This window comes from Pedococcus sp. P2_E2 (assembly GCF_056403955.1).
Map to the genome: position 1 here is coordinate 226403 of NZ_JBFUEM010000006.1, position 16726 is coordinate 243128.

The 16726-nt window shown below is 70.5% G+C and carries 15 protein-coding genes and 1 tRNA gene; 9 read left to right on the forward strand and 7 right to left on the reverse strand.

Going from position 1 to position 16726, the window contains the following annotated elements:
* Positions 1-55: 55 nt before the first annotated feature.
* The 4 genes from AC1DWR_RS14305 to AC1DWR_RS14320 all read right to left on the reverse strand — a co-directional run bounded on the left by AC1DWR_RS14305 (position 56) and on the right by AC1DWR_RS14320 (position 3729).
* Positions 56-304, reverse strand: a complete 249-nt coding sequence (locus AC1DWR_RS14305) for an acyl carrier protein (protein ID WP_056923461.1) — start codon at positions 302-304, stop codon at positions 56-58.
* 96 nt (positions 305-400) lie between these two features.
* Entirely contained in the window at positions 401-1420 is a 1020-nt protein-coding gene (locus AC1DWR_RS14310; protein WP_477612604.1) for a beta-ketoacyl-ACP synthase III, read from the reverse strand.
* Position 1421: 1 nt separating this feature from the next.
* Entirely contained in the window at positions 1422-2390 is a 969-nt protein-coding gene (locus tag AC1DWR_RS14315; RefSeq protein ID WP_477612605.1) for an ACP S-malonyltransferase, read from the reverse strand.
* Positions 2391-2532: 142 nt separating this feature from the next.
* Complete coding sequence (locus AC1DWR_RS14320; RefSeq protein WP_477612606.1) at positions 2533-3729, reverse strand: PucR family transcriptional regulator; 1197 nt, start codon at positions 3727-3729, stop codon at positions 2533-2535.
* A gap of 126 nt (positions 3730-3855) precedes the next feature.
* Between AC1DWR_RS14320 and AC1DWR_RS14325 the strand changes: the two genes are divergently transcribed.
* Entirely contained in the window at positions 3856-4989 is a 1134-nt protein-coding gene (locus AC1DWR_RS14325; RefSeq protein WP_477612607.1) for a glycerophosphodiester phosphodiesterase, read from the forward strand.
* A gap of 53 nt (positions 4990-5042) precedes the next feature.
* Here AC1DWR_RS14325 and AC1DWR_RS14330 read toward each other — a convergent pair whose 3' ends face one another.
* From AC1DWR_RS14330 to fdhD, 3 genes are all read right to left on the reverse strand, one after another.
* Positions 5043-5930 (reverse strand): NAD-dependent epimerase/dehydratase family protein, encoded by an 888-nt coding sequence (locus AC1DWR_RS14330; RefSeq protein ID WP_477612608.1) that lies wholly within the window; start codon positions 5928-5930, stop codon positions 5043-5045.
* Between the two features lie 104 nt (positions 5931-6034).
* Complete coding sequence (aceE, locus tag AC1DWR_RS14335; RefSeq protein WP_477624685.1) at positions 6035-8800, reverse strand: pyruvate dehydrogenase (acetyl-transferring), homodimeric type; 2766 nt, start codon at positions 8798-8800, stop codon at positions 6035-6037.
* 148 nt (positions 8801-8948) lie between these two features.
* Complete coding sequence (gene fdhD, locus AC1DWR_RS14340) at positions 8949-9776, reverse strand: formate dehydrogenase accessory sulfurtransferase FdhD (protein ID WP_477612610.1); 828 nt, start codon at positions 9774-9776, stop codon at positions 8949-8951.
* A gap of 63 nt (positions 9777-9839) precedes the next feature.
* Between fdhD and AC1DWR_RS14345 the strand changes: the two genes are divergently transcribed.
* The 8 genes from AC1DWR_RS14345 (at position 9840) to AC1DWR_RS14380 (ending at position 16723) form a co-directional block, all read left to right on the forward strand.
* Positions 9840-10361 (forward strand): PH domain-containing protein, encoded by a 522-nt coding sequence (locus tag AC1DWR_RS14345; protein WP_477612611.1) that lies wholly within the window; start codon positions 9840-9842, stop codon positions 10359-10361.
* A complete protein-coding gene (locus AC1DWR_RS14350; RefSeq protein WP_477624686.1) occupies positions 10358-11818 on the forward strand; it encodes a PH domain-containing protein in 1461 nt (486 codons plus the stop codon). Before AC1DWR_RS14345 ends, AC1DWR_RS14350 begins: the two co-directional genes overlap by 4 nt.
* A gap of 174 nt (positions 11819-11992) precedes the next feature.
* Positions 11993-12418: a DUF3052 domain-containing protein gene (locus AC1DWR_RS14355; protein ID WP_477612613.1), complete on the forward strand. Its 426-nt coding sequence runs from the start codon at positions 11993-11995 to the stop codon at positions 12416-12418.
* A 22-nt stretch (positions 12419-12440) separates the two neighbouring features.
* On the forward strand, positions 12441-12911 hold the full coding sequence (locus AC1DWR_RS14360; RefSeq protein ID WP_477612614.1) for a peroxiredoxin: 471 nt from the start codon (positions 12441-12443) through the stop codon (positions 12909-12911).
* Between the two features lie 169 nt (positions 12912-13080).
* Positions 13081-14880, forward strand: a complete 1800-nt coding sequence (locus tag AC1DWR_RS14365; protein WP_477624687.1) for an ATP-binding protein — start codon at positions 13081-13083, stop codon at positions 14878-14880.
* A gap of 171 nt (positions 14881-15051) precedes the next feature.
* Positions 15052-15124 (forward strand) — tRNA-Val (locus tag AC1DWR_RS14370).
* 1 nt (position 15125) lies between these two features.
* Positions 15126-15986 carry a Nif3-like dinuclear metal center hexameric protein gene (locus tag AC1DWR_RS14375; RefSeq protein ID WP_477612616.1) on the forward strand — a complete coding sequence of 287 codons (861 nt, stop codon included), beginning with the start codon at positions 15126-15128 and terminating at the stop codon, positions 15984-15986.
* Positions 15932-16723 (forward strand): zinc ribbon domain-containing protein, encoded by a 792-nt coding sequence (locus tag AC1DWR_RS14380; RefSeq protein ID WP_477612617.1) that lies wholly within the window; start codon positions 15932-15934, stop codon positions 16721-16723. The genes AC1DWR_RS14375 and AC1DWR_RS14380 overlap by 55 nt, the downstream gene beginning before the upstream one ends.
* The last annotated feature ends 3 nt before the right edge of the window (positions 16724-16726 follow it).

The window sequence follows — 16726 nt, forward strand, 5'->3', positions numbered from 1 at the left end:
GCCGAGCGACATCGGGATGCCGCGTGGCCGCCACCCACGCTGGGTTCAGACCGGCTCAGCCCTGGTTCTTGGCGATGAAACTGACGGCGTCGCCGACAGTCTTGAGGTTCTTGACCTCGTCGTCCGGGATCCGCACGCCGAACTTCTCCTCGGCGTTGACGACGATGGTCATCATCGACAGCGAGTCGATGTCGAGGTCGTCGGTGAAGGACTTCTCGGACTGCACCGACTCGGTGTCCAGCCCGGTCTCCTCGTTGACGATCTCGGCCAGACCCTCGAGGATCTCCTGCTCGCTCTGCGCCATCCGGCTCAGCTCCTTCATTTCTGTTGGTGTGACAGGTGGTCGTCACGTGTGGTCACTGCGGTGGCCCGGATCACCCGCGGGCCGGCGGGAGTCTGGTCAGGGGAGGACAACGACCTGCGCGGCATACACGAGCCCGGCACCGAACCCGATCTGCAGGGCCAGCCCGCCATGGGCCACCTCGCCCTCGCGGAGCATCCGCTCGGTGGCGAGGGGGATCGAGGCGGCGGACGTGTTGGCGGTCTCGGCGATGTCGCGGGCGACGGGGATGTCGGAGGGCAGCTTGAGCTGCTTGATCATCGCGTCGATGATCCGCATGTTGGCCTGGTGCGGGATGAAGGCGTCGAGGTCCTCGGCGCGCACCCCGGCGGCGTCGAGAGCCTTCTGGGCGACAGGTGCCATGCCCCAGACCGCCCAGCGGAAGACCGACTGGCCGGCCATGCCGATGGCGGGCCACCCCAGGTCGCCGTCGCGGACCTCGACCCACGAGTCGCGCTGCGAGATGGTCTTCCACTGCGACCCGTCCGAGCCCCACACGGTCGGGCCGATGGCGGGGATGTCCGACGGGCCGACGATCGCGGCTCCCGCGCCGTCGCCGAAGATGAAGGCGGATCCGCGGTCCGACATGTCGGTGAAGTCGGAGAGCTTCTCGACCCCGACGACGAGGACGTGGCGTGCGCTGCCGCCGCGAACCATGTCGCTGGCCAGGCTCACGGCGTGGCAGTAGCCCGCACAGGCGGCGGAGATGTCGAAGGCTGCGCCACGGATGCCGAGGCGGTCGGCAAGGATCGGTGCGGCTGCGGGCGTCTGGTAGGGGTGGGTGACCGTGGCCACGACCACCGCATCGACGTCGGACGCCTCGAGCCCGGCGGCGGTGAGCGCCTCACGGGTGGCTGCCTCGGACATGTCGACGACACTCTCGTCCTTGGCCGCGAACCGGCGGCTCTTGATGCCGGAGCGCTCCTGGATCCACTCGTCGGAGGAGTTGATCGCCTCGACGAGCTCGGAGTTCATGACGACGCGTTCGGGTCGGTAGCCACCGACGCCCATGATGCGTGCGTACGTCGCTCCCTCCGCAGGGGTGATGAAGCCGGTGCCCTTGGGGGCTGGTGCGGTCATGTCAGGCCTCTTGCGAGTCGGTCGGGAGGGAACGGGTGGGGGCGGGGTCTCCGCCGTGGTCGCGAACCAGCTGCTGGGCCGCCTCGAGGTCGTCGGGCGTCTTGACTGCCAGTGTGGCAACTCCGGGCATCGCGCGCTTGGCGAGGCCCACGAGGGTGCCTGCTGGGGGGAGCTCGATCAGCGCCGTGACGCCGAGGTCGACGAGGGTCTGCATGCACTGGTCCCAACGCACCGGGCTGCTGACCTGTCGCACGAGCCGGGCCAGCGTGTCGGACCCGCCAGCCACCGGTCGGCCGTCGGCGTTGGACAGGAGGGTGACGCCGGGGTCGCTGACGTCGAAGTCGGCGGAGAGCTGCTCGAGGGCGTCGACGGCAGGCGACATGTGGGCGGTGTGGAACGCGCCGGCCACCTGGAGCGCGATGACTCGCGTCTTGGCGGGGGGATCGGCGGCCAGGGCCGCGAGCTGGTCGAGGGTGCCTGCGGCGACGGTCTGGCCGGCGCCGTTGGCGTTGGCGGCGGTGAGGCCGTAGCGGCTGAGCGCCTCGGCGACCTCGACGGGGTCTCCCCCCAGGACGGCGCTCATGCCGGTCGGGGCGAGGGCGCTGGCGGCGGCCATCCCGGCCCCGCGCTCGCGGACGAACACCATGGCGTCGTGGTCGGACAGCGCGCCCGCGAAGGCGGCGGCCGTGATCTCGCCGACCGAGTGCCCGGCGGTGACCGCGACCACGGGCTGGGGGCCGTCGGGGAACAGGACGGCGGCGGCGGCCAGGCCCGCGGCGACGATGAGCGGCTGGGCGACTGCGGTGTCCTTGATGGTCTCGGCGTCCGAGGTGGTGCCGTGCGCCACCAGGTCGAGCCCCGCGACGTCGGAGAGCGACTCGAGCCGCTCGCGGAACGCCGGCAGCTCGAGCCACGGGGCGAGGAAGCCGGGGGTCTGGGAGCCCTGTCCCGGGCAGACGATTGCTAGCACGCTCCCAGCCTTGCGGTCCGGTCGTGACCTCAGCGTGACCGTTTGGCACGAACATCCGGCACGACATTTGGAGGATGTCTACAAATGGCGTGGCGTGGGAGCGGGTCTGTGCAGTCCCCTCCGAGCGTGGGTGAAGCCCTCTCTAGGTGCCGTTGACGGGTCTGGACGCGGAGATGACGGGTCGACTCAGCCTTCCGAGGGCGAGGGCGATCCGCACCGTGTGCGCGTCATGCGGGTCGGTGAGCTGGTAGCCCGTCAGGTCGGCGATCTTGCCCAGGCGGTAGCGCACCGTGTTGGGGTGGACGAACAGCACCCGCGCCGTGCCCTCCAGGCCGCCACCGGTCTCGAGGTAGGCCGACGCGGTCTCCAGGAGACCACCGCGGCTGGACGACAACGGGTGCCAGATGCGGTCGAGGAGCAGTGCCCTGGCCGGAGCGTCGCCCACGAGGACGCGCTCGGCGAGCAGGTCGTCGGCGGTCACCGGCCGGGGTGCGCCCGGCCAGGCATGAGCGCAGGACTGGCCGGCCAGGGCAGCCCGCGCCGACCGGCCGGCCGCGAACAGGTGCGGCACCGTGGGGCCCACGACGAGCGGTCCGTCGCCGAAGTGGTCGGCGACGGCAAGGGCTGCGGTCATGGGGTCGTCGACGTTGCCGAGGATGCAGACGAGTCGGCGTCCCTGCACCGCGATGAGCGTGTCCACACCGACGCGTTCGGCCGCACGACGGAGCCCGTCCACGATGCCGGCTGAGCCTCCCGGAGGGGTGCTGCCGGCGATGACCGCGACCCGGGTCGTGGACCCCCAGCCCAGGGCTGCGGCGCGAGACTGCATCGAGTCGTCGGCCTCACCGCGCAGGACCGCGTCGACCACGAGGCCCTCGAGCCGCGCATCCCAGGCGCCGCGCGCCTCTGCGGCGTGGGCGTAGACCTCGGCGGCGGCGAAGGCGATCTCGCGCGAGTAGCGCAACACCGACTCGCGCAGCGCCTGTTCCTCGCCGGGCTCGGCGAGGGCCGTAGCGTCCTGCTCGACGACGTCCACGACGGACCGCACGAGGTCCAGGGTCTGGCGCAGGGTGATCGACCTGGTCAGCTCGCGTGGCGCCGTGCCGAAGACGTCGGCGGTCACGGGGGTCTGGTCGCCGCCGGCCCGGAGCCACGCGATGAACGCGGCAATGCCGGCCTGGGCCACCAGCCCCACCCACGATCGGTCCTCGGCGGACAGCACCCGGTACCAGTCGTGGGCCGCCTCCATCCGCTTCGTCGCGGCCGACGAGAGCTCGCCTGCGGAACGCTCGACCCGTTGCAGGGTGGCGGTCGACGTGCTCACGCGAGTGGCCGGCATACCCCCAGTCTATTTGTATGCCGCCCACAACCATGGCACCGCGGCCTCCGACGGTTCGGCTCGGCTTCACCCGCTCGACACCGCGCGGTCGCCCGCTGCCGCCCGGCAGTTCCTAGCGTCGTGGCCATGACCAGAACCCTCCCTGTCCTCCTCGCCACCGGGGCCCTCGTCCTCGGCTCCACCGTGGCCGCCAGCGCCAGCGCCAGCACCACGGCCGCACGCGCCACCCCGGACACCGGACGTGCTGCGACCCTCCCGCTCGTGCTGGCCCATCGGGGCGCCTCCGGGTACCGACCCGAACACACCGTGGCCGCCTACGAGCTGGCTGCCGCCATGCATGCCGACTACATCGAGCCCGACCTCGTCATGACCAAGGACGGCGTGCTCGTCGACCGCCACGAGCCCGAGATCTCGGGGACCACGGACGTCGCCGACCACCCCGAGTTCGCCGCCCGCAAGACCACCAAGCTGCTCGACGGCGTCTCGACGACGGGGTGGTTCACGGAGGACTTCACGCTCGCGGAGCTGCGGACCCTGCGTGCCAAGGAGCGGCTGCCCCAGATCCGCCAGGAGAACACCCTCTACGACGGGCGCTACGCAGTCCCGACCTTCGAGGAGGTGCTCGAGCTGCGCGACAGGCTCTCCAAGGAGTACGGCCGCCAGGTCGGCATCATCCCCGAGATCAAGCACTCGACCTACTTCCACACCAAGGGCCTCAACCCCGAGGCCGCGCTCATGAAGCTCTTGGACAAGCACCACCTCAACCGCCCCAACGCACCGGTGTGGGTGCAGAGCTTCGAGCTCGGCAACCTGGTCGCGCTCCGCAGGACCTACGGCTACAAGGCGAACGAGGTCTTCCTCGCCAGCGGGACGGGCGCGCCCTACGACCTGGCCAGCAGCGGCGACCCCCGCACGTACGCGGACCTGCTCGCGCCCGCGAGCCTCAGGTCGCTGTCAGGCACGATCGACGGGATCGGCCCGGACAAGAACCTCGTGGTGCCCCGCAGGAGCGACGGCACCCTGGGCAGCCCCACCGGACTGGTTGCTGCCGCCCATGCGGCCGGCCTCAAGGTCACCCCCTACACGTTCCGTGCCGAGAACACCTTCCTGCCCACCGACTACCGGGTCGGCCCCAACCCTGCGGACTACGGCAGGGCGGTGGACGAGGTCGTGGCGTTCCTGCGGGCGGGTGTGGACGGGGTCTTCTGCGACCAGCCGGACATCTGCGTCACGGCTCGCAAGGAGCTGCTCGGGCGCTGACGTCGGGCTGACCTTGAGCTGACGTCGGCTGACGTCGGGCTGACTGCGCGCAGTCAGCCGGCGTGCTCCCGCCAGGAGTGCGCCGGCTCGTAGCCCAGCAGCCGTCGGGCCTTGTCGATGCCCAGCAGGGTCTCGTGCTCTCCGAGGTCCTTGCGCACCTCGACGCCGGGGAACACCTCGGCCACGAGGTCCGCGCTCGAGCGGCTCATCACCGTGTCCGCGTTGGCGATGACGAAGACCTCGCACCCTGGCTCGGTCCGCTCGAGGCCGAGCCGCACCGCCTGCGCGCCGTCGCGACCGTCGATGTAGCCCCAGAGGTTCCATCTGCGCAGGGACGGGTCGGCGTCGAACGACGGGAAGGCCGCGTAGTCCTCCGGGTCCATGACATTGGAGAACCGCAGCCCCACCATGGCCAGCTCGGGATCCCACCGGCAGAAGTGCCGGGCCATCTCCTCCTCGAGCGCCTTGTTCAGCGAGTAGGTCGACTCCGGCCGCGGGTCGTACTCCTCGTCGACAGGGACGTACGGCGGGGGAGTGTCGAAGGGCAGGCCGAGAACCGTCTCGCTCGACGCCCAGACGATGCTGCGGACCTTCAGGGCGCGGGCGGCGGCGAAGACGTTGTAGGTCGCGGCCGAGTTGTTCGCAAACGTCGCCGCATTGGTCGTCAGCCCGGACGCGGGGATGGCCGCGAGGTGCACGACCGCGTCCACGGGTGTCGAGTGCTCGTCCACCCCGCCGGAGAGCGCCTCGAGCACCTGGCCGTAGTCGGTGAGGTCGACGGTGATGAACGGCGTCGCCGGCGAGGGGGGTCGGGTCCGGTCGAGCGCGAGCACGTCGTACCCGTGCTCGGCAAGGTGGGCGACGACCGTGCGGCCGAGCTTGCCGGTGGAGCCGGTGACGGCGACGCGGCGCCGTGGGGTCAGTGCGGGCTGGGAGGTCACCCTGTCATCCTGCCCCAGGGACAGGTATGCCGCCCGCTCAGGTGAGCGGGCGGCATACCTTGTCGTGCAACAGGTTTCATCTCATGGGCATGGCGGGGCCAGGGTCAGCTGTCGCCACCTGCGTTGCCGGACGTGCCGGCGGTGACGTCGAGCAGGCGGTAGCGGGCCGCAGCCTCACGGGCCACCCCACCGTCGACCTCGCCGCGCTGGACGAGCATCTGCAACGCCCGCACGGCGACGGACGGGCCGTCGATGTGGAAGTACCGACGTGCCGCCGGCCGGGTGTCGGAGAACCCGAACCCGTCGGCGCCGAGCGAGGCGAAGTCTCCGGGCACCCACTGCTGGATCTGGTCCTGCACCTGGCGCATGTAGTCGGAGACGGCGACGACCGGACCGCGCGTGTCACGCAGCCGCTCGGTGACGTAGGGGGTCCGGGCCTCGCCCTCGGGGTGCAGGAAGCGCTGCTCGTCGCAGGCCATCCCGTCCCGGCGCAGCTCGCTCCATGACGTCACGGACCACACGTCGGCGACGACGCCCCAGTCGTTGCGCAGCAGGTCCTGCGCCTCGAGGGCCCACGGAACACCGACACCCGAGGCCAGGAGCTGCACACGCGGCGCGTCGTCGGGCAGCCCGTCGGGGATGCCGGGAGCGAACAGGTGCATGCCCCGCAGGATCCCCTCGTGGTCGACGTTCTCGGGCTCCTGCGGCTGGCTCATCGGCTCGTTGTAGACGGTGATGTAGTAGATGACGTTCTCCGGGTCGTCGCCGTACATCCGGCGCAGCCCGTCCTCCATGATGTGCCCGATCTCGAACCCGAACGCCGGGTCGTAGGACACCACGGCCGGGTTGGTCGCAGCCAGGATCGGGCTGTGGCCGTCGGCGTGCTGCAGGCCCTCACCGGTGAGGGTGGTGCGGCCGGCGGTGGCGCCGATCAGGAACCCGCGAGCCATCTGGTCGGCGGCCGCCCAGATCGAGTCAGCTGTGCGCTGGAAGCCGAACATCGAGTAGAAGACGTAGATCGGGACCATCGGCTCGCCGTGCGTGGCGTAGGACGTGCCGGCCGCGGTGAACGCTGCCATCGAGCCCGCCTCGTTGATGCCGAGGTGCAGGATCTGGCCGTCCTTGGCCTCCTTGTAGGCGAGCATCAGCTCCGCGTCGACCGAGGTGTACTTCTGGCCGTGCGGGTTGTAGATCTTGATCGTCGGGAAGAACGAGTCCATGCCGAAGGTGCGTGCCTCGTCCGGGATGATCGGCACCACGCGCTTGCCGAACTCCTTGTCGCGCATCAGCTCCTTGAGCAGTCGGACGAACGCCATCGTCGTGGCGATCTGCTGCTTGCCGGTGCCCTTCTTGACGACGTCGTAGGCCGAGTGGTCGGGCAGCTTGAGCGGCTCGTGCTGCACGCGACGCACGGGCAGCGGGCCTCCGAGCTTCTCGCGGCGCTCGAGCAGGTACTTGATGCTCGGGTCGTCGGGGCCGGGGTGGAAGTAGGGAGGGGAGTAGGGGTCCTTCTCCAGCACCTCGTCGGAGATCGGCAGCTTGAGGCTGTCGCGCAGGCCCTTGAGGTCGTCGAGGGTGAGCTTCTTCATCTGGTGCGTCGCGTTGCGGCCGGCGAAGTGGCTGCCGAGGCCGTAGCCCTTGATCGTCTTGGCCAGGATCACGGTCGGCTGTCCGGTGTGGTTCATCGCCGCCTGGTAGGCCGCGAAGACCTTGCGGTAGTCGTGGCCACCGCGCTTGAGCCGCCACCAGATGTCCTCGTCCGACCAGTCCTTGACCATCTCGCGGGTGCGGGGGTCGCGGGCGAAGAAGAAGTCCCGGACGTACTTGCCGTCGTTGGCGCGGAAGGTCTGGTAGTCGCCGTCGCTCGTCGTGTTCATGAGGTGCACGAGGGCGCCGTCGCGGTCCTGGGCCAGCAGCGGGTCCCAGCCGCGACCCCAGACCACCTTGATGACGTTCCAGCCGGCGCCACGGAAGAACGCCTCGAGCTCCTGGACGATCTTTCCGTTGCCACGGACGGGGCCGTCGAGGCGCTGCAGGTTGCAGTTGACGACGAAGGTGAGGTTGTCGAGCTCCTCGCCGGCTGCCAGCTGCAGCAGGCCGCGCGACTCGGGCTCGTCCATCTCGCCGTCGCCCAGGAACGCCCACACGTGCTGCTGGCTGGTGTCCTTGACGCCGCGGTTGTGGAGGTACTTGTTGAACTGCGCCTGGTAGATGGCGTTCATCGGGCCGATGCCCATCGACACCGTCGGGAACTGCCAGAAGTCAGGCATCAACCGCGGGTGGGGGTAGGACGGCAGCGCCACCGGCTGACCGCCGACGATGTGGCTCTTCTCCTGGCGGAACCCGTCGAGCTGGTCCTCGGTGAGCCGGCCCTCGAGGAAGGCGCGGGCGTACATGCCGGGGGAGGCGTGCCCCTGGAAGAAGACCTGGTCGCCACCGCCGGGGTGGTCGGGCCCGCGCCAGAAGTGGTTGAAGCCGACCTCGTAGAGGGTCGCGGCAGAGGCGTACGTGGAGATGTGCCCGCCGACCCCGATGCCGGGACGCTGCGCGCGGTGCACCATGACCGCGGCGTTCCAGCGCAGGTAGGCGCGGTAACGACGCTCCACCTCCTCGTCGCCGGGGAACCACGGCTCCTGCTCGGGCGAGATGGTGTTGATGTAGTCGGTCGCCGTCAGCGACGGGACCCCGACCTGCATCTCACGAGCGCGCTCGAGCAGCTTGAGCATGACGTAGCGAGCCCRCTGCCGACCGCCCTCCTCGATGACCCCGTCGAGGGAGTCGAGCCACTCCTTGGTCTCCTCGGGGTCGATGTCCGGGAGCTGGCTGGGGATGCCGTTGAGAATGGGTCCGGCTTCCTCGCGTGCGGCCACGGTCGTGAGTCCTTTCTCGCGCCAGAGTTGACGAGGGGTCGCGGGGTTGCCTGCGACCTCCTCGTCCATCTTCCACCCCAAAGAGGCGCAGGTCACAACCGGAGGTGGCTACTGGCCAGTATGCGAAGCGTGGACGAACTGCCTCGGCTCACAGACCGAGGCGGTGGCCGCCCGCATAGACCGTCAGGCGCGGCGGGCGGGCGAAACCCACGAGCGTCAGCCCGGACTCCGTGGCCAGCTCTGCGGCCAGCGACGAGGGTGCGGACACCGCTACCAGGGCGGGCAGCCCGGCCATCACGGCCTTCTGGACCAGCTCGAAGCTCGCCCGCCCGCTCACGACGAGGACGTGCCCGGTCAAGGGCAGCAGCCCCTCACGACCGGCCCAGCCGACCACCTTGTCGACGGCGTTGTGGCGCCCGACGTCCTCACGCACGACGAGGGGTTCGCCATCGGCGGTGAAGATCCCCGCCGCGTGCAGCCCGCCCGTCCTGTCGAAGACCTTCTGCCGGGTCCGCAGCGTTTCGGGGAGGCCAGCCACGACGACGGGTGACAGCCGCAGCGGGTCGTCGCCGACGGCATACGGGCTGCTCGCGGTGATGGCGTCGATGCTGGTCTTGCCGCACACGCCGCAGGCGCTGCTCTGGTAGCCCGAGCGGGCGACGCGTCCGAGGTCGGGCACGACGCCGGGTGCCAGCGTCACGTCGACCACGTTGTAGGTGGGGGAGCCGGACTCGTCCTCGTCGAGGCAGTGCATGAGGCGGAGGACCTGGTCGGCCCGGCGCAGCACCCCTTCGGTGAGCAGGTTGCCCAGTGCCAGGTCGAAGTCGTCACCCGGCGTGCGCATCGTGACGGTGACCGAGGTGCCGGCCACGCGGATCTCGAGGGGTTCCTCGACGGCGAGGGTGTCCGGTCGCGCCGTCGACCGGACCCCGTCCGAGGTCACCTCGACCCGGAGCGCCGGCGTCCGTCTCGTCACCCGTCCCACGCGAGCAATGTATGTCGCGGACCCGAGCCTCTCACCGGCGGATAGGTTGGGAACGTGAGCGACGCCCCCATCGAACAGTCCCCGTCCCCCGATGAGGTCCGCCTCTTCGGCGACACCGGTATGCCGTGGCGGCCCGTCTCGCCGAAGCTCGCCACCGCGCGGCTGCTCGTCCTGTCGGTGTTCCTCGTTCCGCCACTGCTGGCCCTGCTGGCGCTCGCGGTGTTCGTGTGGACGTGGTTCTGGGTGGGAGCCGTGGTCCTCGCAGTCGCCCTCGCCTTCGGTGCCTGGCTGATCAGTCGGCAGGTCCCTGCGATCACGTGGGCCGAAGGTGCGGAGGAGCTGGTGGTCCGCCGCGGTCGGATGTTCCGGACCCTGGTGAGCGTGCCCTACGGCCGGCTGCAGTTCGTCGACGTGCAGTCCGGTCCGCTGGGGCGGCGGTTCGGCATGGCCACCGTCGAGCTGCACACCGCCTCGCCCCAGAGCGGCGGCCAGATCCCGGGGCTGCCCACGGCCGAGGCCGAGGCCCTCAGGGAGCGGCTCGCGGCCCGGGGCGAGTCCCAGCGGGCTGGCCTGTGAGCGCTGTCGAGCCGACGCCGGTCCCGGCGTCGGAGCCGGCTCCCGAGACCGGATGGCGGCACCTGCACCCCCTCTCACCATTGCTCAAGGGCGGTATCGCGTTCGTCGCCGTGCTGGCCTACGTCGTGTCGCAGCAGGCGGACTCGTTCTTCGGCGCGCAGCGGGACGACCCCACGCAAGGCCACCTGGGCTGGGCCGCGATCGGCGTCCTCGTCGTCCTGCTCGGGATCATCGCGGGCGCCTGGGTGTCCTGGCGGTTCTCCCGATTCCGGGTCGCCGACACCCTCATCGAGCTGCGGACCGGCGTGGTCTACCGCCAGCACCGGCAGGTGCGGTTCGACCGGATCCAGGCCGTCGACCTGGGGCGGCCGTTACTGGCTCGCCTGACGGGACTGTCCGAGGTCGTGGTCCAGTCCGCGGGTGGCAAGGACTCGCACCTCAAGCTGTCCTTCCTCACCGACGCCCAGGCCCAACAGGTGCGAGAGCAGCTGATGGCCCTCGCGGGACGCAGCGACGAGGTCGGCGCACCCTCGGTCGCACCGCCGAGCGGAACGCGCGAGTGGGGCGGAGCCCACCTGTCTGACGAGGACTACGCCGACCTGCCGGCGCCGGCGCCCGTCGGCCAGCGCATCCTCGCGATCCCGAACTCCCGCATCCTGCAGTCCATCCTCTACACCGGCCCCGGGGCGGTCATCCTGCTCGCGGTACCCGCGCTCGTGGTCTCGGTGGCGCTCGGCGTGCCGGAGATGGTGGCCTGGCTCGGCCCGATGACCTTTGCGGTGGGCACGTCCCACCTCAAGCGACTCATCCAGGAGTGCAACTTCGAGCTGCTCCAGCAGGGCGACCGGCTCCGGATCCGGCACGGCCTCACCGACCTGCGGACCACCACGGTGCCGCTGCACCGCATCCAGGCGGTCGAGGTGAGCCAGTCGCTGCCATGGCGGCTGACCGGCTGGTGGCGGATCAAGGTCAACGTCGCCGGGGCGGGCACCGGCGACGACGTCACCCAGACGGTGCTGATGCCGGTCGGCAACCGACAGGAAGCCCTCCACGTCCTCGCTCTCGTGCACCCCGGCATACCTCCGGCTGCGGCCCTCGCCGCGCTGGAAGGGGAGGGCACGGCAGAGGGGTTCGTCACCGCGAGCAGGCGAGCGATGCCACTCGATCCCCTGAGCTGGCGACGCCAGGGGTATGCCGTGGTGCCCGGAGGCCTCCTCACCCGCCGCGGCGCGTGGTACCGCGCGGCCCAGTTCGTGCCGCACGCGCGCATCCAGTCGCTGAAGGTGGAGCAGGGGCCGGTGCAACGCCGTCGCGGCGTGGCGACGGTCAAGCTGCTCTCGACCGTGGGCCCGGTCTCACCGGTCGTCGCCCACCTCGACGAGGTGGAGGCGGTCCGTCTGCTTGCCGAGCAGGTGGTCCGCTCGGGCCGAGCCCGCCAGCGGGCCCAGCAGGTCTAGCCGGTCTAGCCGGTCCTAACCGGTCGCGTGGGGGAGTGCTGATCGGCCATATGCCCGACCCCAACCTTGTCCACGCGGTGGGAATGTGTGCGTTTTCCGCCGACTCGGTTGAAAATCCCGGCTCAACCCGATGGACTTACCCGCAACTGACCGCCTCGAGGGATGGAGAAGGGTGTGACCACGCCAGCGCGCTCCGCGCTGCAAGCATCGGTGGGCCGACTCGGCCTCACCGCAGGACAGGTGATCCAGGAGTTCGGCTACGACTCCGACGTCGATGACGACTTCCGCTTCGCCATCGAGGATCACACCGGCACCGAGCTCGAGGACGAGGAGTACCAGGACGTCGCCGACGCCTCGCTCATCTGGTGGCGGCAGGACGACGGAGACCTCGTCGATGCCGTCGTCGACGCCCTGACCAACCTGGGAGAGGGCGGCTCGGTCGTCGTCCTCACGCTGAAGTCGGGTCGTCCCGGCCACGTCGAGGCGAGCGACATCGAGGAAGCCGCGACCACCGCGGGTCTGCACACCTCGGGCACCGTCAACGCCTGCGACGACTGGACGGCCACCAGGCTGGTCGCCCCCAAGACCGGTCGGCGTTGACGTCGCTGGCAGACTGCCGGGCATGACCTCACCCTTGGCTGTCGGGGCTGCGGCCCCGGACTTCACCCTCAGGGACCAGAACGGCCAGGAGTTCTCCCTCGCGCAGTTCCGCGGCGCCAAGAACGTCGTCCTGGTGTTCTACCCCTTCGCGTTCTCCGGCATCTGCACCGGTGAGCTGTGCGAGATCCGTGACGACCTCGGCGGCTTCGTCGCCGACGACGTGCAGGTGCTCGCCGTCTCCTGCGACCACATGTTCAGCCAGCGCGCCTGGGCCGACAAGGAGGGCTACTTCTTCCCCCTCCTGTCGGACTTCTGGCCGCACGGCGGCGTGGCGCAGAGCTACGGCGTCTTCAACGAGCAGGCCGGTGCGGCGGTGCGCGGCACGTTCCTGGTCGACACCGGTGGGGTGGTCCGGTGGTCGCTGGTCAACGAGATCGGCCAGGCCCGCGACTTCACCGGTTACCACTCGGCGCTGGCCGAGCTGCGCGGCTGACCATCCCCTCCCGGGCGGCGGGTGGCTGTTTCGCCCCCCTGCGCTAGTCCCAACGGATGAAGAGGGCGGACATACCGGGCGATAGCGGTTGGACGAGCCCCCTTTGCGGTTACCCTGCGTCGGTGCTGGGGAGTCACGACAGTCAGTCAGGGGTGAGCAGTCGGTGGTCTTGACCACGACCGGGATGCAGGCGTTGCGGGGCCTGTCGGAGCTGATGAACCGCGCCAGCGGCCAGGAGAGCCTTCAGGACGTGCTCGACCTGATCGTCGAGGGCGCGGCCGACGTCGTGGGCTTTCGTGTGGCCGCCGTCAGTCTGGTGCAGCCCGACGGCGACCTCGAGGTCGTTGCCGTGGGCGGTGACCCGGGTGCGCGCCGCGAGCTGATGGGCCGACGCACCCCCCGCGGCCTGGTGGAGGCCGAGTTCGAGATCGCCGAGAAGTGGGGCACCCTGCGGTTCGTACCGGCGGACCGTTTGCCGACGACCTCGCAGCCCGGCTGGGTGGCAGAGGGGTGGGATGTCTCCGCGATCGGGGAGCCGGACTCCTGGGACCCCCTCGACACGCTGCTCGCGCCCTTCTACGACGTCGCCGGCACGTGGCTGGGCATGATCACCGTCGACCTTCCGCTCAGTGGCAAGCGCCCCGACGAGGTGCAGCAGGCGCTGCTCGAGGTCTTCGCCAACCAGGCAGGCATCGCCATCAACGGAGCTCGACAGCGACTCGCGCTGACCGAGCAGGCGCGCCTCGCCGCCGCGGTGCACACCGTCGCCCGGATCTCCCAGGAAGTCCTGGACCCGGCTCGCGCCGTGGAAGCCGTCGTCGAACCCGTGTTGGAGGGTCTGAAGGGGTCCGCGATCTGGGTGCGCACGTTCGGCCGCGAGAACGACCCGGCCGACGGCAGCGTCGTCGCCCACTTCGGACACGGCTCCGACAGCGCCCCCGCGGAGGTCCTCAACCTGGTGCGGAGGGTGGCCCAGCAGTGCTGGCGACGGCGGACTGCCGCGCTGGTGCGTGCGGGTTCGACTCACCCCCAGGGACTGCTGACCGAGGAGGAAGTTGCCACGATGCTCGCCTTCACGGCGCCCTTCGGCGGCGGGGCCTGGATGCTCGCACCCATCGGGGCGGGCCGTGAGTGCCTGGGCCACCTCGTCATCACCCGCTCGGCCCAGGAACCGACCTGGAGCGACGCGGAGGCCGCCTCGGCGCTGGAGATGGGCCGCGACATCGGACGGGCCATCGTCAACGCGCGGCTGCTCGAGCTGGAGCGCCGCCTGGTTGACCGGTTGCGCCAGTCCGACCGCGCGAAGACGGACCTGTTCGCCACGGTGGCGCACGAGCTGAAGAACCCCCTCACCTCCATCGTCGGCCACCTGGAGCTGCTGCATGACGACCCGACGACGGACAGCGACTGGTCGCTGGGGGTCATGGAGCGCAACACCCACCGGCTGCAGGCCCTGGTCAACGACCTGCTCACCCTGTCGAAAGTCAGTGACCCGGATCGCCCTCTCGTCAGCAGCCAGGTGGACCTGGCCGGGCTGACCCGCGATGCGATGGACATGTTCCTGCCGGGCGCCGAACAGCGCGGCATCCGCCTGACCAGCGACCTGTCCGACGGGGTCGCGGTGGTCACCGGCAGCGCCGACGAGCTGGCGCGGGTGGTCGACAACCTCGTGAGCAACGCGGTGAAGTTCAGCCCTGACCACGGAGAGGTGCGGCTGAGCACCCGGCGAGACAGCGACAATGTCGTCCTGCTCTGCACCGACGACGGGCTGGGCATCTCCACCGAGGACCAGCAGTCCCTGTTCACCGAGTTCTTCCGGAGCACCAACCCCGTCGCCCTCCAGGTCCCCGGCACCGGTCTGGGCCTGAGCATCGTCGCCCGGATCATCGCGCGCCACGGCGGCTCCATCAGCGTGGAGTCCGAACTGGGCAGCGGCACGACCTTCGAGGTGGCCCTCCCGGCCGCGTGACACCCCTTGGGGAAGAAGCACCGGCATGATTTCTCGGTTCCGGCAGGTAAATTCTTCGTCTGACCCCCTCCGAACAGGACGTTGTGTTGCGGTGGCGTGGGGTGGCGCCACAACCTGACAGAATGTCGACCGCAGTCCGAACGCGGCGCCCTGCGCCGGCCGTGACGACGCGGGCCTGTAGCTCAGTTGGTAGAGCGCCACGTTTACACCGTGGATGTCGTCGGTTCGAGCCCGGCCGGGCCCACATGCACACCACCCTGGCTGACGTCGTCCGTGTGCTTGATGACCTCTACCCGCCGTCGACGGCGCAGTCGTGGGACCAGGTCGGGCTGGTGGCCGGCGACCTCACCCAGCCGGTGCGGCGGATCCACTTCGCCGTCGACCCCACGCTGGCCGTCATCGAGGAGGCGCGCGCCCTCGGCGCGGACCTCCTGGTGACGCACCACCCGCTGCTGCTGCGCGGCATACACAGTGTGGCCACGTCGGGCGCCAAGGGCGCCAGTGTCACGGCGCTCGTGGTCCACGACATCGCGTTGTACGTCGCACACACCAACGCCGACGTCGCCTCGCCGGGCGTCAACGACGCCCTCGCCCAGGCGTGCGGCCTCAGCGACGTCGAGCCGCTCGCCGTCGTCGAGGGACAGCCACTGGGGCGGGTCGGACGGCTCACCGCGCCGGTGTCGCTGGCCGAGTTCACCAGGTCCCTGTATGCCGCCCTGCCGCCCGCCGCGGGCGGGCTTCGGGTGGCCGGCCCGGCCGATGCCACGGTCCAGCGGGTCGCCGTGATGGGCGGCGCCGGCGACGACCTGTTCGACCACGTGAGGGCCAGCGGTGCCGACGTCTACGTCACGGCCGACCTGCGCCACCACCCGGTCCTCGAGGCCCGCGAGGAGTCCAGGGGAGGTCCGCCCTACCTCGTCGACGCAGGTCACTGGGCCACCGAGTCGCTCTGGCTCGCGCGTGCTGCCGAGCGCGTCCGGACGGCGGTTGCGGAGGCCGGCCCGGAGGCCCCTAAGGTGGAGACCCACATCTCAACACTGCGCACCGACCCGTGGGACTTCGTGGTCGGAGCCGAATCGCCCGCTGGGCCTGGAGGTACGTCCTGAAAGCCGACCCGTCCCGTCAATGGCGACTGCTCGACCTGCAGGCGATCGACACCCGTCTCGACCAGATCGCGCACGCCCGCAAGAGCCTGCCCGAGCACGCGGTGCTGGCCGACCTCCAGACCAAGGCCGCGGGCCTCGACTCGCTGCTGGTGCGGGCTCGGACCGAGCTCGGCGACATCCAGCGCGAGATCGCCAAGGCGGAAGCCGACGTGCAGCTCGTCCGAGACCGGGCGGCCCGCGACCGAGCCCGGCTGGACTCCGGCACCGGCTCGGCCAAGGACCTGCAGGCGATCCAGCACGAGCTCGAGTCCCTGGTTCGTCGACAGTCCGAGCTCGAGGATGTCGAGATCGAGGTCATGGAGCGCGCCGAGGACGCCGAGTCCGCCGTCTCGCAGCTCGACGTCGAGCACGCCACGCTGGCCGCGCAGATCACCGCGGCCACCGAGGCGAGGGATGCCGCTCTGGCCGACCTCGAGCACGAGGCCATCAAGGTGGCCGCCCCACGCGCCGACATCGTGGCCGGCGTGGGCGACGACCTCGTCGCGCTGTACGAGAAGATCCGCGTCCAGAGCGGCGGCCTCGCGGCGGCGCCGCTGCGGCAGCGTCGGTGCGGCGGGTGCCAGCTCGAGCTCAACAACGTGGACATGAACCGCATCAAGGCGGCGCCCGCGGACGAGCTGCTGCGCTGCGAGGAGTGCCGGCGCATCCTCGTGCGCACGGCCGAGTCCGGCATCTGAACC